General features: G+C 35.5%; 18 protein-coding genes. All 18 read right to left on the bottom strand.

Annotated elements, in window-relative coordinates:
• Nucleotides 1-66: 66 nt before the first annotated feature.
• Complete coding sequence (locus FQ082_RS10150; RefSeq protein WP_149493001.1) at nt 67-1521, bottom strand: capsule assembly Wzi family protein; 1455 nt, start codon at nt 1519-1521, stop codon at nt 67-69.
• 36 nt (nt 1522-1557) lie between these two features.
• On the bottom strand, nt 1558-3078 hold the full coding sequence (locus FQ082_RS10155) for a hybrid nucleoside-diphosphate sugar epimerase/sugar transferase (RefSeq protein WP_149493002.1): 1521 nt from the start codon (nt 3076-3078) through the stop codon (nt 1558-1560).
• A 48-nt stretch (nt 3079-3126) separates the two neighbouring features.
• Entirely contained in the window at nt 3127-4308 is a 1182-nt protein-coding gene (locus FQ082_RS10160) for a glycosyltransferase family 4 protein (protein ID WP_149493003.1), read from the bottom strand.
• A gap of 8 nt (nt 4309-4316) precedes the next feature.
• Complete coding sequence (wecB, locus tag FQ082_RS10165; RefSeq protein ID WP_149493004.1) at nt 4317-5447, bottom strand: non-hydrolyzing UDP-N-acetylglucosamine 2-epimerase; 1131 nt, start codon at nt 5445-5447, stop codon at nt 4317-4319.
• Between the two features lie 10 nt (nt 5448-5457).
• Nucleotides 5458-6570 carry a UDP-2-acetamido-2,6-beta-L-arabino-hexul-4-ose reductase gene (gene wbjC / locus FQ082_RS10170; RefSeq protein ID WP_149493005.1) on the bottom strand — a complete coding sequence of 371 codons (1113 nt, stop codon included), beginning with the start codon at nt 6568-6570 and terminating at the stop codon, nt 5458-5460.
• A gap of 2 nt (nt 6571-6572) precedes the next feature.
• Nucleotides 6573-7607, bottom strand: a complete 1035-nt coding sequence (locus FQ082_RS10175; RefSeq protein ID WP_149493006.1) for a polysaccharide biosynthesis protein — start codon at nt 7605-7607, stop codon at nt 6573-6575.
• A 21-nt stretch (nt 7608-7628) separates the two neighbouring features.
• Complete coding sequence (locus FQ082_RS10180; RefSeq protein ID WP_149493007.1) at nt 7629-8777, bottom strand: glycosyltransferase family 4 protein; 1149 nt, start codon at nt 8775-8777, stop codon at nt 7629-7631.
• Nucleotides 8777-9988: a hypothetical protein gene (locus FQ082_RS10185; RefSeq protein ID WP_149493008.1), complete on the bottom strand. Its 1212-nt coding sequence runs from the start codon at nt 9986-9988 to the stop codon at nt 8777-8779. The genes FQ082_RS10180 and FQ082_RS10185 overlap by 1 nt, the downstream gene beginning before the upstream one ends.
• 117 nt (nt 9989-10105) lie before the next feature.
• Nucleotides 10106-11362: an oligosaccharide flippase family protein gene (locus FQ082_RS10190; protein ID WP_149493009.1), complete on the bottom strand. Its 1257-nt coding sequence runs from the start codon at nt 11360-11362 to the stop codon at nt 10106-10108.
• Between the two features lie 12 nt (nt 11363-11374).
• Nucleotides 11375-12355 carry a glycosyltransferase family 2 protein gene (locus FQ082_RS10195; RefSeq protein ID WP_188018946.1) on the bottom strand — a complete coding sequence of 327 codons (981 nt, stop codon included), beginning with the start codon at nt 12353-12355 and terminating at the stop codon, nt 11375-11377.
• 283 nt (nt 12356-12638) lie between these two features.
• Nucleotides 12639-13202 (bottom strand): GNAT family N-acetyltransferase, encoded by a 564-nt coding sequence (locus FQ082_RS10200; protein ID WP_149493011.1) that lies wholly within the window; start codon nt 13200-13202, stop codon nt 12639-12641.
• The gene (locus FQ082_RS10205) at nt 13192-14178 is read right to left on the bottom strand and encodes a hypothetical protein (protein WP_149493012.1); all 987 of its coding nucleotides are present in this window, start codon (nt 14176-14178) and stop codon (nt 13192-13194) included. The genes FQ082_RS10200 and FQ082_RS10205 overlap by 11 nt, the downstream gene beginning before the upstream one ends.
• A 21-nt stretch (nt 14179-14199) precedes the next feature.
• A complete protein-coding gene (locus FQ082_RS10210; protein WP_149493013.1) occupies nt 14200-14904 on the bottom strand; it encodes a WbqC family protein in 705 nt (234 codons plus the stop codon).
• On the bottom strand, nt 14901-15980 hold the full coding sequence (locus tag FQ082_RS10215) for a DegT/DnrJ/EryC1/StrS family aminotransferase (RefSeq protein ID WP_149493014.1): 1080 nt from the start codon (nt 15978-15980) through the stop codon (nt 14901-14903). Before FQ082_RS10215 ends, FQ082_RS10210 begins: the two co-directional genes overlap by 4 nt.
• A 2-nt stretch (nt 15981-15982) precedes the next feature.
• Complete coding sequence (rfbA, locus tag FQ082_RS10220) at nt 15983-16858, bottom strand: glucose-1-phosphate thymidylyltransferase RfbA (RefSeq protein ID WP_149493015.1); 876 nt, start codon at nt 16856-16858, stop codon at nt 15983-15985.
• Nucleotides 16859-17932, bottom strand: a complete 1074-nt coding sequence (gene rfbB, locus FQ082_RS10225) for a dTDP-glucose 4,6-dehydratase (RefSeq protein WP_149493016.1) — start codon at nt 17930-17932, stop codon at nt 16859-16861. It abuts the gene before it with no gap.
• A gap of 101 nt (nt 17933-18033) precedes the next feature.
• Nucleotides 18034-19938: a polysaccharide biosynthesis protein gene (locus FQ082_RS10230; protein WP_262498201.1), complete on the bottom strand. Its 1905-nt coding sequence runs from the start codon at nt 19936-19938 to the stop codon at nt 18034-18036.
• 110 nt (nt 19939-20048) lie between these two features.
• The gene (locus FQ082_RS10235) at nt 20049-22310 is read right to left on the bottom strand and encodes a polysaccharide biosynthesis tyrosine autokinase (RefSeq protein WP_149493018.1); all 2262 of its coding nucleotides are present in this window, start codon (nt 22308-22310) and stop codon (nt 20049-20051) included.
• Nucleotides 22311-22367: the final 57 nt, after the last annotated feature.

Here is a 22367-nt window from a genome sequence, read left to right on the forward strand (position 1 = left end):
TCTATTAAATATTAATAGACCGACTTTTTGTTTTCAAGCACTGTCGTGCATTGATTAAGTAAGCATTTAATAAGTCTGCAGCTCGATACCTACGCCTACGCCGATATCAGTCGACTGGATATCTGAATCTACGGCCCAAATTCGGCTAGAGATAAGCGCTTTGGGGTTGTATTGATGCTCCCAAGCCACATCGATACCAGTCAACTTATCAGTCGTTGGGAATGCTTGATTAATGGCTTCATTCGCTTGATTGACTTTTGCATGCTGTAGTTTTGCATTAATAAAATTACGATTGTCTAGCCATAATCTACCACCAAGCGCGATACTTTCCGCATCACCGCCTAGCGCATAGCCTAATGGGAAGCCTTGCTGATAATAACCATCGGTATAAGTACCATGATCATAAGAAATACCTCGAACTTCACCACTAGAGCGAGTATCTGTATACTCCGCATAAAGCTGATAAGGTTTGCCATAAGCAGCAGACGCATAATCAACACCGGCTAGATACATATTTTTAGCGGGCAGACCACCTGCTTCATCTTCACCCACATATTGAGCATAAATTCCCGCAGGTACATTAATCAATGGTGCTAAACTTAAGCGCGCATCAAAACCACCTAGCTGATTGGCTGGATCATCGGCTGCCTCAATACTATTAGTCGCTTCATTATCTTTGGTACCTAAAAGAGCATCAGTAAAAGAACTAAAACTCTGTGGACGGCCTTCACCGCCCCACATAAAGGTACGAGAAGCGCCCACTTCTAACCATTCCCATGGGCTAGCGTTCAATCGTGCGCCAAATAACTTAGCATCAGGAATTGCTTCATAATTCTCTAGCTGACCCGCAAATAACTGATACTGCCAAGGTCCAACCCACGATAAATATGGGGATGTCGGCACAGTTTGCTGATCGCGCTGCATGGTAAAACCCGCAACCGGCAAGCTTGCATCACCTCGAATAAGACTACCATCATGCCCAGGTCCCCACCACGTTGGAATTTTACCCGCGATTAACCACTGATTGGCAGCAGTACCAGCAAGGTATGAGCCCTCAAAGCTAACATCTGAGCTGTCATCGATCAGTTTGTCATTTTTTAAATTGGCTTGTAAATTAAATTCCCACTCCGCTTCGCTAAGCGATACTCCAACGCTTGCCTGTTGACCCGCAAGTTGATAATCAGCAAATTTTTGTGGTAGCTGATTTCTATCGGTTTGTATATGCAGGGCTGCTGACCCTTTTACTACTGAGTCGCGGTTTTGATTCAATCGCGTTTGTACCGACTGCAGGATCTGCTGCTGCGCTGGCGTCTGTGCATTAGCTGTATTTAAAGCACGTTTGATCTCATTGGCTGTCAGTGGCCAAGTACTGGTACTAATCTGCGCGACCCCTTGAGTATTCAGCCAGTCAAGATCTGCCTTAAGCTTTAGATCGTTCATATATAGGTTTTGTGCAGATGCCAACACCGACACTGAGGATAAGACACTCAAACCCAATAAAATGCTTAGCTTTTTATACATAATAGATTGCTTCCAATGACTGATACTTATTGAATTTTATTTAACTGCATCACCACTACCTTTACCTAAAGCAGTTCTAACAACATAAGAAAAGTAATTTTTAAGGCTCATATTATCAATCATTTCTTTATCTTTTTCTGCCAAGCGTTCAGGTGTGGACATATCAATACCGCTTAACTGAGCTAAACCAGTGATACCAGGTAATACGTTATAAACACCCATATCTTCTCTAGCTTCGATAAGGTCATTTTGATTAAAAAGATTAGGTCTTGGACCTACTAAGCTCATCTCACCTTTTAACACATTAATCAATTGTGGCAATTCATCGAGTTTAGTTTTACGTAATACTTTGCCCAGTTTAGTGATTGAACTGTTATCAGCTAAGTGACTAGCCACAGAAGCTGTATCTACCTTCATAGTACGAAATTTAACCAGTTTAAATGGTTTTTGATCTTTACCTACCCGTTCTTGAATGAACAACGGTGAACCTGTATCTAAATAACCAATAACGGCTACCCCAATTAATAGCGGTGAAGCAGCTATTAAGCCTGTCGCTGAAAATATAATATCCAGAGGTCTTTGCAAAGGCATAGACTGGGGAGCTGTTAAGTTTAACTTATAAAATTCGGCTGTTTTTCGAATTGACTCACTAGTAGAATATTTAGGCTGCCAATCTAATAAATTTTTAGCTTTATCAACACTAACTTGTAAAGATCCTGATAATCTTTGGGCCACACCGGACTTTCCAAGTGCACCCGCTGCCGTGTTAATAAATTTAGCAGGTATATTTACCGCTTTATTTTTGACACCCAAACCTTTCGATATCTCTTCTAACAAACCAGCGGTAGATATATCATCATCGTCAGATATCAAAAACACTTCATTTTTAGCATCTTTATGCTCGATACAAGTGATAATAAAATCGACCAAGTTGTCTACTGATACTAAGCTACGCAAGTTATGCTTAATTCCACCTATTGGTAGAGGGATACCTTTGTAAGTCCATTTCATTAAAGAATGAAAGTTACCTTTTACATTTTCACCATATACTAAAGTAGGGCGAATAATCACTACTTCTAACGGTGTTGTTTCAGCTATTTTTAATAAACCTTGCTCAGCTTCATATTTAGAAATACCGTAAGGATCGATAGGATTAGGTTTAGAATGTTCAGTATAGGGTTTGCCAAGCTCTGTTCCTTCGCCATTTACCTTAATCGAGCTGATAAATATAAAACGCTTTACACCTACCTCAACCGCTTGGCGAGCTAGATTCAAAGTCCCTTCTACATTCAGCTTACGAAATTCAGTAAGAGGGTCAGCAGACTTATCATCCATTACATGCACACGAGCAGCCGTGTGAATGACAACATCGATATCTTTAAAAATATCAGTCGATAGTGGCTTATCCTCAAGATTGTTTATGATCCTGTATTCACAGTTAAGCTTCTTTAAAGGAATTTTACGAACACCAGCTATGACGCTGTGCTTAGTATCCATCAAGCTATTAACTAATGAGTGACCTACAAAACCGTTAGCACCTGTTACTAAGATATTCATGGATTACCCTTAACTATATTTATATACCATCGTTTCATTAAAACAACTTTAAAGTGTGCGAATGATATCTAGAATATTATTCATTGCAACCTCAGAGGAAAACTTATCTATTAAAGTTTTTCTTGGAGAGTTGTATTTTTGGGTTCGAATATCACTGACTGCTTTATCTAACATTTTAGCTATTTCTTCAATGTTACTACTTTCTACCACCCACCCTATATTATTTTCTTCTACCATCTGATAAGTTTCAGAATTCTTATCCATGATTGTGAATATCAGTTTGTCCGCTGCCATAGAATAGTAAGCTTTACTCGGCACCCCTAGGCCAAGCATACCATCTGCCAAAGTAACAATAGAAATATCACAAGCATTTAAGCCTATAGACTTATTCTCCTGAGAAACAGAACCATAATATATAAGATTTTGGTTATTTGACTCGCCAATCAACGACTTAAGCTCATCGACATACACACCATCTCCAATAAAAATAAATTGAGCATCCTCTGCCCTTTTCATTAGCTTAATCGCTTTCATTAAATTTGATATACCTTGCACTCTTCCAAGATTACCAAAAAACTGAAATACTACTTTTTGATCACCTTGCCAACCTAGATCAGTTAAAATAGAGTTATCACTCTTCGACTGTAACGTAATATCTTCTTCATCAATCCAGCTAGGTATGACAGTGATCTTATTATGATTGGTTTTATCATAAACTAGATTCTTCATATCTCTACCAATAACAATAATATCATCAGCACTGGCATAAACATTATCAAAAACACGCTTTAATAATTTATATCCAAAATTATGTTGTTTGATTATTTTTGCTGCGACTAGGTTTTCGGGAAAGACATCATGAACCAGAAGCACCCATTTAAATCCTATTACCTTTTTTAAAAGGTGGATTATAATAAGTAGTAAAATAGGAGTTGTACCAGTAAATACTATGTCATCTTTTTTAATATGTTGAGCGCAGTTTTTAAGAAAACTAAGCCCCATAAATAGCTCATAAGATGCTCTACTTACTATGCTTTTCTTATCGAACTCTATTCCTCTAACATATAAGGCTTTAGGTTGATTAGTTATTTGGGCATCTCTTTTAGCAATTAATGTCAAATCGATATCATCTTGACTGTTAAGAAAACTATACAACTTACTAAATAGATAGCCTGTCGTATTTTGAGAGGAGTCGTAAAACTCGGTAATTAAAAATAGTCTTCTAGACATAAGAACCCCTAATACTTCTTCCAAACCACACGATTAACATAATCAGTATAACTTAAGATAATCCGCACTACCTTTTCACTCACATTGGGCATGCTATAGTCAGAAACTAAGCGCAATGAACGTCCTTCACCACGCGACTGATGCTCTAAAATATCTAATGCTTGTAATGCACGTTCAGCCTTGAGCCCTACCATCATCACAGTAGCTTCTTCCATTCCTTCAGGACGCTCGTGGGCTTGGCGTAAGTTTAGTGCAGGGAAGTTTAGGATAGAAGATTCTTCGTTAATCGTTCCACTGTCTGACAATGCGGCCTTAGCTGATAACTGCAATTTATTATAATCACTAAATCCTAGTGGTTTGAGTAATTGAACTAAAGGATGAAACTTAATATTTAGCGCTTCGATACGATTACGTGTGCGCGGATGCGTGGACACGATAACTGGAAATTGATATTTTTCTGCCACAGCATTAAGCATATCAACTAAATCTAAAAAATTCTGATCCGAATTGATATTTTCTTCACGATGCGCACTAACAATAAAGTATTGATGCTCTGTTAGATGTAAACGTTCTAATATATCTGACTCTTTAATTTGAGCATTATAATGATTTAACACTTCATACATAGGACTGCCAGTCTTAATGACTAGGTCTGCAGGTAATCCTTCTGCGAGCAGATAGTCACGAGCAATCGTACTATAAGTTAAATTGACATCGGCTGTATGATCGACGATACGACGATTAATCTCCTCTGGTACACGCATATCAAAACAGCGATTGCCTGCTTCCATATGGAAAGTAGGAATCTTGCGACGTTTGGCAGGAATAACGGCCATACAGCTATTGGTATCACCAAGAACCAACAACGCTTCTGGCTGTACTTCATCTAGAACTTTATCAACGCCAATAATGACATTGCCGATAGTTTCAGCACCTGTGGTGCCCGCTGCATTTAAAAAGTGATCAGGCTTACGAATCCCTAAATCAGTAAAGAAAATCTCATTTAGCTCATAGTCGTAGTTTTGACCAGTATGTACGATAACATGGTCAAAATACTTATCACATGCTTGCATGACTCTAGACAGTCTTATAATTTCTGGACGCGTCCCTACGACAGTCATTAACTTTAGCTTATTCATAATACAACTCTTATTCTGTTATTGGCATGCCATAAGTATCAGGCTTTTCACGGTCAAAAATCTCGTTCGCCCACAGCATAACGATCATTTCATCCTCACCTATATTAGTAATATCATGAGTCCAACCTGGTACAGTTTCGACAATTCTTGCTTCACCACCGTTTGTTGTTAAATCATAATATTCGCCAGTAACGATATGCTTAAATTTAAATAATGCATTACCTTTAATGACTAAAAATTTTTCCGTCTTACTATGATGATAATGTCCACCGCGAGTTATGCCTGGATGAGCAGTAAAATAGGAGAACTGACCAGCATCCGGTGTTTTAAGCATCTCTACAAAGACACCGCGCTCATCACCATGCCTAGTTACCATATAGTCAAATTGACTGGGCTGCAAAAAACTTAAATAAGTAGAATATAGAGCACGGGTTAAACCAGTACCTACTGGTAGCGTTATCATAGTTTCACGCGATTGTTTAAACTCTCGCAAAGTATCCGCTAAGTCACCAACGGTAATTTGATACTCTGGCTCAATGACAAAGTATTGCTCTGGTGAATAGTTACCTTCAATCATCTTCCAAAATGTTTCTACCACATCGTCTATATAGACTAAGCGAATAACCGCATCAGGATTATTAATTTTAATGGGTAAATCATTAGCAATATTATGACAAAAAGTTGCTACCGCCGAGTTATAGTTAGGGCGTGACCATTTACCAAATACATTAGCCAAACGACAAATATATACCGGATTACCTTGACTCTTATTTAAATCAATTAATACCTGTTCTCCGCCGAGTTTACTTTGACCATAAGCATTGTCTTGCTCGGCTTGAATGGATGAAGATAAGATGATCGGAGTCTGTTTATTATGCTCTATTAGCAAATCAGCAATTTTTTGCGTTAAGGTAATATTGCCCTCTACAAACTCTTGCTCATTTAATGGACGATTCACCCCCGCTAAATGTATGATCCAATCTGCTTTAATAACCGTATCTTTTAACTCATCTTCACTAGAGTTACGGTTAAAACACAAGGTATTAATATCGTTTTGTTCGGATAAAAACTGAATAAGGTTTTTAGCAATAAAACCATTAGAGCCAGTCACTAAAATATCCACAATTATGCCTCCGGATCAACATGTCTGCCTTCGGTCAAAGCACGGATAAATTCCAGCTTAAGGAGCAGCTGCTTCATACCTTCTACATCTAAGCGCTCTGTATTATGGGAATTGTAATCCTCAATCTCAGTTATATGCAGATCACCTTCTTCGACATATTTGCCATAGTTAAGGTCACGTTGGTCTGCTGGTACTCGATAATAATATCCCTGATCGATAGCGACTGCCATTTCTTCGCGGCTTAAAAGGGCTTCATACGCCTTTTCACCATGGCGTGTACCCATAATGACAATAGGATGCTCATTAAAGTTCATCAGCTCTTTTAAAGCTTTGGCGAGCACTTCGATAGTAGCAGCAGGTGCTTTTTGTACGAAAATATCGCCATTCTTACCGTGCTCAAAAGCGTATAACACCAAGTCTACCGCATCCTCTAACGTCATCATAAAACGCGTCATATTAGGATCAGTAATGGTTAAAGGTTTACCCTTCAATATCTGATCAACAAATAGCGGAATTACTGAACCACGAGACGCCATTACGTTGCCATAGCGCGTACCACAAATCACCGTATCTAAACCTTCTAAGTTGCGCGATTTGGCCACCATTACTTTTTCCATCATGGCTTTGGAAATACCCATCGCATTGATAGGATAAACGGCTTTGTCCGTACTTAAGCAAACCACACGCTTTACTTTATTTTGAATAGCAGCTTCTAAAACATTTTCTGTACCAAGCACATTAGTCTTTACCGCTTGCATAGGATGAAATTCACATGATGGCACTTGCTTAAGAGCAGCGGCATGATAAATGTAATCCACACCGCGTGTAGCACTAAGCAAACTGTAATAATCCCTGACATCGCCAATGTAAAACTTTAATTTAGAATTGGCATAAGCTATACGCATGTCTTCTTGTTTCTTTTCATCACGACTAAAGATACGAATCTCAGCAATGTCCGTATCCAAAAAACGTTTTAGTACAGCGTTGCCGAATGAGCCAGTGCCGCCTGTAATAAGAAGGGTTTTATTTTTAAACATTAGAGAACCTTTTGATCGAATTTATTTATTAATTACATATTGGAACATAGCAATATTAGCATCAATGGCATTTCTCTGAGAGAACTTATCTCTAGCCCATTTGAGGACTTTCTTGCGCATTCGATAACGCTCATTTGGACTTTGTAAAGCTAACTGTTCAATAACATGTTTAAAAGCTGATAGGTCATCTAATGGCAAATCCCATCCAATCCCCTTTGCTTCTAAATCTCGCCAAGGAGTAGTATCTGCGATTAATATTGGTAAACCTGCACACAGTGCCTCAGCAATAACATGGCCGTAGTTTTCACCTTTTGTAGGCATAAGAAATAGGTCATACTTTGCAATAGTTTCGATAACTTCTTCTGGCAATAACTCGCCTTTATATTCGACACAAATATTAGAAGGTAAATTATCAATTACTTTTACACACTCAGACCAGTATTCTCTATCTTCAATTGGGCCATAGATATGATAAGAAATAGGCTGCTTAACTGTTTTCAATATTTCAATAGCCATTAAAAGATTTTTAATTGGAGAGATACGTGATAAAAAAACCGAATGAAGAGTGTCAACATTACGAATAGGTAAAGCTTCTACAAACTCCTGTGCACCTATATCTTCTGCTATCTGTATATCAACTTGATGACCCAAGACTCTTCTAATATCATTGGCTTCATGTTCACTAGAAGCTTGATAAATTACGCCACGGTGTAAACCAAATATCTTGTACAACTTTATAAAAATATTCTTTTTAGATGTTTTCAAACTTAATGCACCTTCTGAAAACTCTCCTCTAGGTCCAAGCACAATTTTTTGACACAGAGACTTTGCAATCAATAATGGAAACAATGAAAATGTAGGAGAAAAAAAACTATTCAAATAAACTATATCGTACTTTTTTTCAAGCAAAACCTTAGTAATTTCTTTATATCTCGTAAATCCCATCTGTGCATAAAGTACGTTTGCACAACCAACCTTATTCCAAGAGTTATAATCTATGTTAGCATAGGGTAGATTGTCACCTAAATCTCGATCACCAGTAATAAGATTATAAGAAATATAATCTGAAGTCTGATCAATCAAATTTTTAATCGTCTTTATAGGACCACCACCTTTATACCCTGGAAGATAATGTACAGTAAACGTAAGAATAGTAAAATTTTTTTCCATTATTTCACCTTAAAATTCAACTTTAATTCGCCAGTAAAAACTCTTCTAAAAAGAACAATTAAAAATATAAAAATAATACTAGGTAAAGCTACTCTAGCCGAAAAAGATGTCATACCACCCCAAACTAACACCATCATACTTGCAGAAAATATTACTACTCCATTGCCATTTAGACTTTTGATTCGGTAAAAAATCCTAATAATATAAGCTATTAACAGCAGAACAATTATTGAAGTAAAAACTCCTAGATAACCTAAAAAATATATATGATCGCCTATTAAAGTAGATGCAATAGAATGGCCAGCATCAATTAAAGACTGATCGAAATTTCTGACTGTATATTCAAAACCAAACCCATTAGGCTTACTAACCCAAATATCTCTAGGAATAAATATAAAAAAAGTAAATAATATTTGATCAAAAAATCCAGAAATATCAAAACCGTTGTTATTGAAATTATCTATAAATGAGGAAGCCAAGCGATAAGGTTGATAGGCAGAATCATTGAGAGCATCTTCAAACCCAGAAAAACTCAATTTAAGCAGACTTCGGTCTGATAGTAGCGCAGCTGCAAAGCCTGGTACTAATCCAAATAGATATTTATTGACTCTAAAATTAATTGAATAACTTAATAACAAAGCAGCTAATAAAAACCATCCTACTACTACTGTTCTTCCAAATCCATTCCAAGCAAAAAATGAGAAAAATACAAATACTAAAGAGAATAAAGCAAAATATGCTATATTGTTTTTGACTTTATTCTGTTTAAAACAAAGGGTCAATAAGAATAATAAAAATGCAAACATAGGTTCTACAAATGATCCGAAATCTAATAAACTAAATATTATCATCAACATTGATAGAATTATAAAAATTTTCTTGGTTTGAGTTCCGAAATCAACAAAAGGTTTTATTATCGTTTTATTCGTACATTTAAGAAAAATAGTACTTACGAATGATGTTAGAAAATATAGTTCAAAACCAGTGTCTAAATAGTACCAATTCAACAATGCAGGTAAGAATATAAATGAACTATATCCTAAAAAAAACATCATGTGTATACTAGACTTGCCTTCGATAATGTAACCAATATATAGATAGGTCAGAATAGCAGAAGTTACAATTATATAGTTTTCACTAAAAGTTAGTCCAACTATTGTTATTAGGACATATAATACATAGAGAAAAAATTTGTTTTTTTTATAGTTCATTTGATACCTTGAAATATTAAATAATATGAAAACATACTATAGTATTCATTAGTATTTCTAATTCAGATAAGTAAGCTTTATTAGGAGCCGAAATTCATTTATAAATAAACTTCTTAACTATGAATTATAATTTATCTGTTTTTTAACAAATATAGTTAATATTACTGAAGATGAAAACAAAATTAAATGACCAATAGACATTGTAAAGGCAAAAACAATTATAAATAAATCAAAATCATAAGAATTATATCCTATATAACTCGTAGCAAAGCTACCAATAAATAATATAATACAGTTAATCCAAAAAAATAGTTTCTGAAAAGAAAAAAAGTGATTGAGAGTATTGTATACTGGTGAAAGTATAAAAGATAAGGAAATAGGGATAAAACATATAAACGCGTATCTCCCAGCAGATGTCCACTCATTACCGAAAATAACGGAAAATAACTCTCCCCCGAACTTATATAATATATATAGTCCAAGGATACAAGGAACTAAAGCTATTAACATACTTTTTTTGTATATTGACTTAAGCTTATTTGGTGTTCTACTGCGAGACAATTCTCCAAAGCAGACATTTTGAAGAGCACTTATAAATGGGTAAACAGGAGTATTTACCACCATAAAAGCTAGTCCAAGCAAGCCAGCATACTTTGGTCCATAAAATATACCAGTAATTAAAATAGGAAACCAATTCATCAAAATTGACAAAACTGTAGCCATAGTCACATAGGTAGGATATATTTTAATTTCAAAAAAATTACGCTTAAAAACTCTCCACTTAAATCTTATTAAAAAACTTTTTATGCCCTTATAATTTACTCTAACCACTCTATATACTTGAAATAATTCAGTTATTACTAAAGCAAACACTAAACTAAAACCAGTTTTCGAAATTAAACTGAAGCATAATTTAAGTATATTTGAAACACCTGATTTTGTAATCGTATAAGTTGATTGATTGCTATAACTTCTACTGTTAGTCATAAAACCCATAGCAAACTGAAAATTTGCTGATAAATACATGAAGATAACGAGTAAAGGTAAATAAAATGTGAACCAGTCAATTTGACTTATCGATAATAGAAACATAATTATGGGTGATATTATAATCAGTGCTATTACAACTATAAAAGAAAACTGCATACCAAGCTTAAGATTCACAAGCGCTCTATGTTTAGAAGTTGAACTTTCTATAGCAATTGCAAAAGATCCTGAAATAAAGGGAGTAAGTACTAGCGCTAACGTTATGAAAAATTGGTATTTTCCTAAAGAATCAGGCGTATGTAGCCTAGTTATAATTGGCATAATACTGAATGATATAGCTTGTGCTAACAAGTTAGCACCAACCAACTGAATCAAAGGCTTAAACAAAATTAGCACTCATTAAAAAATCTTCTTTATCTTTCTTAGGCGTTTGAGAATAGCGTAACCAAATGGAATATATTTATATATTATGAATGAATACCAGTTCGCTGTTCTATTCTTTATGCCTGTAACATTTTTGATATCGTCATATTTAAAACTTCTTATATCGCTTGTTTTAGGAAAAACCACCTTATCAGGATAAGGATTTACAGCTTGTAAAGCTACATTGACACCAGATCGAAGCCCACTACCATCCAAACCTTTATTAGCAGTTAGAGAAACAGGTGGCACTAACACCCACAATCCTTCAATATCCATCATTAAGCAAGTAGCTATATCCGCTGCTTCATAAAAATTTTCTGCCATAAAAGGATAAGATTTGGCATTAAGTGAGAACTTTGCATGCTCTTTAAATAAATTTGTATTTGATAACACTTCTGCAGCATAGTTATTCGAAATTCTTCTTTTCTCAAAATAGTCCCATTTTTTATACCAGCTGGCAAAACCATAAGCACTGAACTCATTAAAAAGAAAAGGATTTAAATTATTCGTTTTTATATTAGGATCTAAATAGCCATTTATTGCAATAACATGTTCATCAGAAGCAAATCGTTTTAAGCCTTCTTGCATGAAATTTAAAAAATAAGTACCAACAACAACATCATCTTCCATAAATATAAAGCTATCATATCCGTATGACTTTGCTAGTAAGTCACATGCTTTCATATTACTACCTTGGCCTACATTTTTTTTATGATAGATCACGCTTAATTTTTTGAATCCATTATTATTTTCTTTATTTAAGAGATATTCCCTCAAGTTATCAATTTTGTCACTATCTTCTTCTGTCGCTGATGAGTCGGACCCAACTATCACATGGTAATTATTGCATCCTACGGCGGCTTCTAAACTTTCTAAACACTGTTTTATATGTTTAAGTCTGTCGTACACACTTATTATTATTACTGTCTTTTCTAACACCACATCTCTAGTATGCACGCTTATACACCTTATATTAAAACCAAATAAACTATGAAGAATGATCATATAAAAATTTATTTTCAACAATAATACTTTTACTATTTCATTGAATAGGCATGGAAAACGCTTAGTAATAATAACAGATATTATGTTCCTTAAATACTTTAAAAATCATTTAGTGAGTTATCTATGTTTATCATTAACAACCTTCCCTTAAGTTGATCAAGTATTTATATCAGTGTGAAAATATAATGACGCTATCTATTTACTTAAACTTTAACTTTAAGAAATCTATTTCTAATCAAATATTCCAATAGTTTATTTTTGCTATATGTTCATCATATTGCTTATGAGTAATGCCAACTATGACTTTGTCATGATATTCACCATTACGATAAAACCAATTCTCTTTTCTACCCTCAACAACCCAACCACATTTCCTAGTGTAAAAATCAATCGAGCGCTCATTGTAGGCAATCATTTCACCATCTAAACGATTTAGCCCAAGCTCTTTGAATACATAACGCATAATAGTCATTATGGTATCTAGAGCATAGCCTTTGCCACGACTATCTTTATCACCAAGCATAATGCCATTATAAGCGTTACTATTTTTCCAATCGATATTGACTAAATTAGTCGTACCAATAAACCCCATTTCCTCTGTATCTATAGCAAAATTCTGATGTTGCATATTATTGTTATTAATATTTTTTATATATTGTTCAGTACTTAAACTAGAGTATGGGAAATGCCATCCTCCCAGACCATGCCAAATTTCAGGTGAATTAGACCATTCTGATAATAACTTTAAGTCTTCCATCTCTATAGCTCGTAACGTAACCACTTTACCCTTAATATTCATTATATATCTCCCTTACTTTATCTATTTGAAACTGCATCTGTTTTTGAGAATATCGCTGATCACAAACGATGTGTGTAGTTTTTGAAATCAAATTGTACTCAAAACTGTCAACATCTAATCTTTGTAAACTATCGAGCCAATAAGTAGGTGTATAGATACCACTTTCAATCAGTTCTTTAGAAATATTATTTTCCAATAGCAACGGATAAGTCAGTGGTGACTCTATATTATCAATATCTATATGTAACTTATTTATACTAGCTAATTGTGCATGTAGAAACTTAAAATTTTTCAATCTTTTCGATTGGATGGAATCATAGTCAAGACTATTTAATATCTCTTTAGTGATTCCCGATATACTTTTTGGAATACAGTCATTTAGTATCAACTCATTATGTTTAAATATCTCATATCCTTCAGATGCACTTGATAAGCATCTAATAAAACAATGTTGATACTGCTGAATCATATTTTCGACATTTCTGGCAACATAATTAGAATTGACTAGGGCTTTAGAAACTAACAACCCTCCTTCCGTAACAGGTAAAAACTTCCTTAAAGAATAAATGGTAGCAAAACATTGAAAAGGTTTGACAAAAAAAGCTTGAGAATGATCAAAAATGATCTGTTCATTGGGATAAACACTAAGTAGCTTTTGCTGAATATTAGTACATAGCCCAAAATAATTAACATAAATAAGATAAGCATCTTTTTCTAAATGACTAGGAATTTTAGGATAAAAATCTTCATCCAAATCATAATATTGGATTTCAATATCTAATATTAACAGTGGCTCAATCATAGAGTCACAAATAAACTTTGGCATCCATACCTTTTTAATCTTGTTCTGATCTAATAAATCAAAAAAAGCTGAACGCGCTGAAATATATTTTGATGCTTGTGAATAAGGAAACTGCCCAAGGCTTGGTAAATTAAATTCAAAATACCCCCCTATTTCTACTTTCTTATCTGACATTCATCAATCCCTATATACTTATTATACTAGCTCAAAATCATTAAGCATTTCTAAAACTTGTTTTTTATCGTTAAACATTAAAACATCAATAATTGATAGAAAAGGTATGAATTCTGACGAAAATTGCTTATAAATAGTTTTATGTGCGCTTAGAAACATAAGCTCTATCTTTCTTTCGGAAAACATATCTTTAGAATATAGCTGTATACCTCCAATAGGATTAATATAAGTGTTTGCGTTTTCTTTTTGGCAAATATCAAGCACTCTACATTGTCCTGACAAATGGGCGTTACTATAGTTTTTACTAGAAACATCAAACTCAGTATCTAAATCTAAGTAGTTCGATATTTCGATAACACTTTTTATCGCTAATTCTGAAATAGTTTTAGGCGGAGTGAGTAAAATACTCTCAATTAATGCTTCAACTATGTCATAGTTTTTAGCTTTCTTATAATTAAACATAATTGTAGTTAAAAAAGATTTTTTCCATTTCTCGTATCTAATATCGCTAATTAATACATCTTTTATTAGCGTATGCGAACTAGCATTAGATAATGGAACACTAAATAACTTCGCTTGATCATTAATTAAAATCTGATTGCGGTTAATCCAGCCCTGTTTAATAAAAGTCACATCGTCATAAAAAACAAACTTATCAACAAGATTAATTAACTGAAAATAACCAATATATGGCATAAAATAAGGCTGCATTATGGCAAGTTTCATTCAATTTCACCGTCTTTAATAATATTTAAAATTCTTTTAATATTTTCTTTTTCTAATGTTGGGTATATAGGTAAACACAAAATTCGACTAGCTATGTCTCTCGAGTTATTACAAATCTGTTTACTATCTAGATAAGACAAAGTATCTAGACTTGGATAAAAGTATCTTCTAGGTAATATATCGCTTTCTTTAAGTTTGGCTTCGATTTTAAGTAACTGCTCTTCATTCTCAAAAACTACTGGTGCATAAGCGCAGTTGTTCTTACCATGTTCATTCCATTGCTGAAGCTCGACTATACTGGCCAGACCGTTAGTATAAACCTGCCAAATATCCTTACGTTGCTGTCTGATAGTATTTATTTCGTCGAGTACACACAAACCCATAGCCGCTTCAAACTCATTCATCTTGGCATTAGTTCCCACTGAATCAATAGATGTGGGACCACTAATACCAAAATTAATCATCAGTCTCACTTTTTTGGCCAACTCATCATCATTGGTGATAACTGCACCACCTTCAATAGTATGAAAGAGTTTAGTGGAGTGAAAGCTAAGTGTACTAATATCACCGAAATTTAAAACACTTTGGCCTTTGTACTCTGAACCAAAAGCATGGGCAGCATCATAAATAACTTTTAATTTATGCTTATCAGCAATGGCTTGAATTGCTTCAACATCACATGGATTGCCAAATACATGTACAGGTACGATAGCGCTGGTATTAGGAGTTATCTTAGCTTCAATCTGCGCTGGATCTATATTAAAAGTTTTTAGATTGATATCAGCAAAAACAGGCTTTAAACCTTCCCAAGCAAGTGTACTAGTTGTAGCCGCAAAACTAAAAGGTGTCGTAATTACTTCACCTTCTAAATCTAAGGCTTTATAAGCAAGCTGTAAAGCAAATGAGCCATTAGCGACTAAAATGATATTCTTCACACCCAAATAATCTGCGAGCCGTCGTTCTAGATCCTGTAGAAGACTACCATTATTAGTGAGCCAACCACTTTGAAAGATTCGGTCAACGTAAGACTGATACTTTTCTTTATTGGGTAAATATGCTTTAGTAACAGGTATCATGATTATGACTCTTTTGTTAAATCTACTAGATACTGACCATATGCATTTTTGCTCATCGACTGACCAATCTCAGCCACCTGCTGTTTGGTCAGCCATCCATTATTGAGGGCAATTTCTTCTAAGCAAGCAACCTTATAGCCTTGACGCTTTTCAATAGTCTCTACAAACTGCGCAGCTTCTAGCAAGCTCTCATGTGTACCGGTATCTAACCAAGCAAAACCACGGCCTAGTAGCTCTACATTTAGATCACCACGCTGCATATACATCTGATTGACGGTGGTAATCTCGACTTCGCCTCGATCAGAAGGTTTAACTTGTTTAGCAATTTCAATAACATCATTATCATAGAAGTATAAACCAGTTACTGCATAATTAGATTTAGGCTTGACAGGCTTTTCTTCTATTGAAATCGCGCGCTTATCTTCATCAAATGCCACGACGCCAAAACGCTCTGGATCTTTGACTTGATAGCCAAAAACGGTCGCCCCTTTTTGGCGATTAACGGCTTGACGTAATAGCGGAGTAAACCCCTGACCATAAAAGATATTATCACCGAGCACTAAACAAACGTTGCTATCACCAATAAAGTCTTCACCGATAATAAACGCTTGCGCCAAACCATCTGGACTTGGCTGAACGGCATAGCTGATATCGATACCAAGCTCTTGACCATCTCCAAGCAAGCGCTTAAAACCGTCTATATCATCTGGTGTACTGATAATAAGCACTTCACGGATACCTGCAAGCATCAATACAGACAAAGGATAATAAATCATTGGTTTATCATAGATAGGGAGCAGCTGCTTAGAGACGCCTTTGGTAATGGGATAAAGACGCGTACCTGAACCGCCTGCTAAGATTATACCTTTAGTATTCATTTATTCACCTGCTCCTAGTCTGCTTATTCCAATTCGTTGGCGTTGATAGCTGCCATCTTGGACGCGGCTGCACCATTCCATATTATTCAAATACCATTCGACCGTTTTTCTAATACCGCTATCAAACGTCTCTGTCGGTGTCCAATTTAATTCATTGGCAATCTTGCTTGCGTCGATTGCATAGCGCAAATCATGTCCTGGACGGTCTTTTACAAAGGTGATAAGTTCCTCATATGGCTGACCATTCAACTGTGGTTTTAGTTCATCTAAGATATGGCAAATCGTTTTGACTACTTCGATATTTTGCTTTTCGTTATGCCCGCCAATATTATAAGTGTCACCCACTTTGCCTTCAGTGACTACTTTATATAGAGCACGTGCATGATCTTCTACAAACAACCAATCACGTATTTGATTACCTTTTCCATAGATAGGCAAAGCTTTCCCATCTAAAGCATTTAAGATAACCAACGGAATAAGCTTTTCAGGGAAATGGTAAGAACCATAGTTGTTAGAGCAGTTAGTTACTATAATGGGAAAACCATAGGTGCGGTGCCATGCACGAACCAGATGATCTGAGCTAGCTTTAGACGCAGAATAAGGTGAGCTTGGCGCATAAGGAGTGGTTTCGGTAAATAAATCAGTCGCGCCTTCTAAATCACCATACACCTCATCAGTTGAGATATGATGGAACCGAAACGCCTGTTTGCGAGTTTCTGGAAGTGTATTCCAGTAATCACGGGAGACTTCTAGTAAATTATAAGTACCAACTATATTGGTTTGGATAAATTCATCAGGCCCATCAATAGAACGATCGACATGTGATTCGGCAGCGAGGTGCATCACAGCATCAGGTTGATGCTTAGCGAAAACTTTCCTAAGATCGTTTGAGTGACAGATATCTACTTGCTCAAAAGCATAACGCTCATTGTCGCTTACACTAATAAGCGACTCAAGGTTACCAGCGTAAGTGAGCTTATCGAGATTAATAACACTATCTTGAGTATTGCTAATAATATGACGTATTACTGCAGAGCCAATAAAGCCTGCGCCACCTGTAACCAATATTTTCATGAAAAAACCTATTTTTTTATATCCAAAGATGCAGTAATTGCTTTTATATGTTTACTGCTTAATATGTAAAATCGTTTCTCTAAATAGCTTTATCTTATTTACTATGTATTTTCTCTATAACCATCTACATACTGTTTAAACTGCTGCTTTAGCCAAATAACATCAAATTGTTTCTGCTTTTCAGAAAGCTCAAATAGTATTATTTCAATATCAGATAACGGGAAACTATGTTCTATCGCTTGCATGATAAGAGGATGGTCAGTTGATTCGACATTATCTTCACCGATGATCAGCTCTTCATACAGCTTTTCCCCTGCTCGTAATCCTGTAAAAACCACCTCTATATCACCATTTGGATGCGCTGCATCCTTAACATCGAAACCGCTTAAATGTATCATTCGGTGTGCAAGATCGACAATCTTAACTGGCTCACCCATATCCAGTACAAACACTTCTCCGCCGGATGCCATTGCTCCTGCTTGAATCACTAAATTTGCAGCCTCTGGAATGGTCATAAAATAACGTGTAACATCAGGATGGGTCACGGTGATAGGAAGACCTTTTTGGATTTGCTTAGTAAACACTGGTACGACAGAACCAGATGAACCCAATACATTCCCAAAGCGTACCATACTGATACAAGTCTGGCTATCTATCTGACTCAAAGCTTGGCAGACCAACTCTGCTAAACGCTTAGAAGCACCCATCACATTGGTCGGTCGTACTGCTTTATCGGTAGAGATAAGTACAAATGTCTCAACATTCGCTTTAATAGCAGCGCACGCACAATGATAAGTGCCTTTAGTATTATTAATAACACCTTCAAAAGGATTGTGCTCTACCATAGGGACGTGCTTATAAGCAGCCGCATGATAAACTGTTTGTATACTATATAGCTTAAATATTCTCAGCAAATTGTCTTCATTTGTCACACTACCAATCACAGCAACAATTTCAATATCTTGATAAATAGGATCATTAGCTTGCTTTGCTATTAGCTCTTGATGGATGCTATACAGTGCAAACTCAGATAGCTCATAGAGTACAATACATTTTGGCTGGTTTTTGAGCACTTGGCGACATAATTCGCTACCGATAGATCCACCAGCACCCGTCACTAGTATGCACTTATCTTTAATATTCAACTGCAATAGCTTCGCATCTGGTTCGACAGTCTGCCGATCTAGTACATCTAGAATATCAACTTTACGCATACTACTAACTGTAACCTTTTCATCAGCAATTTCTTCTAGGCTTGGCAACTCTTTTATTTTAATAGCAATGCCAGACAATTTATCTATAATTTGTCTTTTGTGCCCACGACTGATAGAAGGAATCGCTAGAAAAACCTGAGCGAGGTCAAGCTCTTCCACTAAACTTACCAACTCATGAGCAGGATAAATCTTTTTGCCAAGTAAATAAGCACCGGTAAGCTGTGGGTCATCATCAATATAAGCCACTACATTATATTTATGAGAGTTTTTTAAACCTTCTAAAAGCTCTTTACCTGCCTCTCCTGCTCCATAGATTGCAACATTGTCATAACCCTCATGTTTATGGTGTATTCGTTGACCTTGCCATCTTGCTAGCAGCTCTCTAATCGTTAAGCGGCTATTCCATAGCCATATGAAAAACAGAAACAAATATAAGATAGGTACTGCGCGAGGGATGCCTGGTAGTAATTTAAAATATAAAACGGTTTGGGCGACGATGATGATTACAAAAAAAAGCTGCAATACACTACCCATCATTGCATCAAAGAACCCTCGTGCCACGCCATTATAAAATCCAATAGCATATAGGCATAATACTGGAATTAATGCACTGATACTTAATAACCATAAACTCACATGATGGTCTATATAGCCATAGCGCGCTGCAATGGCAAAGAATAGACAAACCATTGACATGACAAAATCAGCAAACATCAAAATACTACGCTTAATCCCTCGAGGCAAGCTCAATAATATACTAGCAGTACGCTCAGCAAAACTATTAGACTGCATAAAAGAGATCTTATCTTCTTTCGAGATTATTTTTGAATCTATTGGCATAACAAGCAACTATTTCGTTTAAATAATAACAAGCGAGGTAAATACAATATGATCAAAATACATCAGTTATTATTACCATAAGCATAACTATAATGATAACTATATTTGCTCAAAATTCCTTGTTGTACATCATTTAAGATAATACCATCTACTTTTATATTGGCTTTATTCATCTGATTGACAGCATAAACTAGTTGCCCTTCTATTGAGGACTCATATCTGGTCACCATTAATACTTTATCAGCATGTTGCGCTAATATCATAGCGTCAGAAGCTGCCAATATCGGTGGTGAGTCAATAATAATATAATCATAATGAAGATTCAGCTCTGCCATTAAACGATCAAAGCTACCACTAGATAATAGAGATGCAGGGTTACGCGGATTCTCACCTCGCGGCATAAAATCCATATTATCAATACCTGTTGAGTGGATAAAGTTTGCTATATCAGTAGACTCTAATGGCTTATCAATTTTAGTTAATTGATTGTTGTTGACTAATTGATTATTGCTTTGTGATAAATAATCTGCCAAACCATTATTCTGAGCCATATTGAAGACTTTATGCAGTTCCCCTAAACGCATATCAGCATCTATAATCAAAGTTTTCTTATCTAATTGAGTAAATACTTCTGTTAGATTGGATGAAATAAAAGATTTACCAACTCCAGGACTTTCACCTGTAATTAAAATAACTTTCGCGCGCTGAAAAGCTATCCCTGCAGCAGGCATACCAAACATTAGGTTAGTCCTTAGGCTTTTAATAGCTTCATAACTTAGACTATTATTATCTGCATAGGCAAGTAGTCTTCTGGTAGATGATTTTTTCTTACCTAATCTGGTTAATATTGGTGAACGTGGAATCGTCGCAATAACAGGCACGCCTGTCTTAGCTTCAAGACGCTCAGGATCTTTGACCACATTTCTCAACATATTTTTAAGCAAGACTAACATCGTACCGAGCATTGCTCCTAAGAGCATTGCTAGTATTATAATTTGTAGTTTCTTTGGCGCAATTGCTTTAAAGGTACTAATAGGTAAATCAATGATACGAGCATAACCAATTTGACCAGCTTTAACAATTTTCAATTGTTCATAGTTCTTGATTAGGGTTAGATAAATTTCTCTATTGATCTCTGTATCAGCCGATAATTGCAAGAACTCTCTTTGTATTTCAGGTAGACCTGCAACCGTATTATCTATTTCTTGCTTTCTATTATTAAGAACTTTTAGCTGCTCATTGATTTGGATAACTAATGGGTGCTCTTCTGTATAGTAAGTTGTTAAATCAGCTTTCTTAAGCTTAAGCTCATTAAGCTGGACATCGATTTGCGAGTTTTCCGTTAACAACAGCTCAGCTTCTTTACTGACGTCAATCGTGCCATATTTTTTACGAAAATTATTAAATATAGTCTCAGAATCTTCTAACTTTTTCTTTAACGCTGGAATTTGGGTTTCCATAAAATCAATAGTTTTCGTCGTCTCTTCAGAACCACGCGACTGATTTTGATCAATATAAGATAAAGCAATTTGTTTTAAGATTAGACTGGTTTGCTGCTGATTATCACCAGTCATAGATAACTCAATAATGCCGGTTTGCTTGCCCTTTTCCACTACAGATAGTGAACTATTAATAGTATCTGTCGTCATTTTTAATGACTGCTTGCTGATACCAATAGGATATCCATCAGTAGGAAGATCGTTAACCGTAATTTGAATCTGACCGTTCGTACCTCTAAACTGATGGGATTGGCCAATCTGACCTTTAAAATCATCAAAGCCATTACTTAATACGAACCCTGTCGCAGAACGTGTTAACGTAAACGGTTGATTGATGTAGTCTTGTGATACATTAAACTGACTAACTTGTATTTCACCGTCCTGTGTCTTAAGTGAAACGCCTTCAGGTTTATTAATTTGAGTAGGGATACTATCACTTTGTATTCTATCCATAAATCCAATATTAGGATCAGCAAGCTTTATTCGCAGATGCAATAGATTCACAACTGGCTCTAATATCATACGAGACCTAATCAACTCTGCCTCTGTTTGAGCCTTACTATCCTCTGAGCCAATTAAATCTGAAATCTCGCTACCAAGCGCTGAGATACCTGAAGACTTGTCTTCAACTTGAAGAAGTGCATCCGACTTGAAAGTTGGATTTACATACCGACTATACAAAACTCCTATTATCAAACCTAATGCAGCAAAGAAGACAATAGTTTTCCAACCGCGCAATATCGCAAAAAGCAGCGCCATTAAATCGATTTCATCATTATCTTCTTTAGAAGCAGAGTTTGATACATTCTTTGAATCTGTATTCATAACGGTAGGTTCATCACTTGAGGTAGTCGTTTAGTATTAGTCTTTTATAATAATTAT

Origin of the sequence: Psychrobacter sp. ANT_H56B (assembly GCF_008369245.1) — a bacterium.
GTDB lineage: Bacteria > Pseudomonadota > Gammaproteobacteria > Pseudomonadales > Moraxellaceae > Psychrobacter > Psychrobacter cryohalolentis.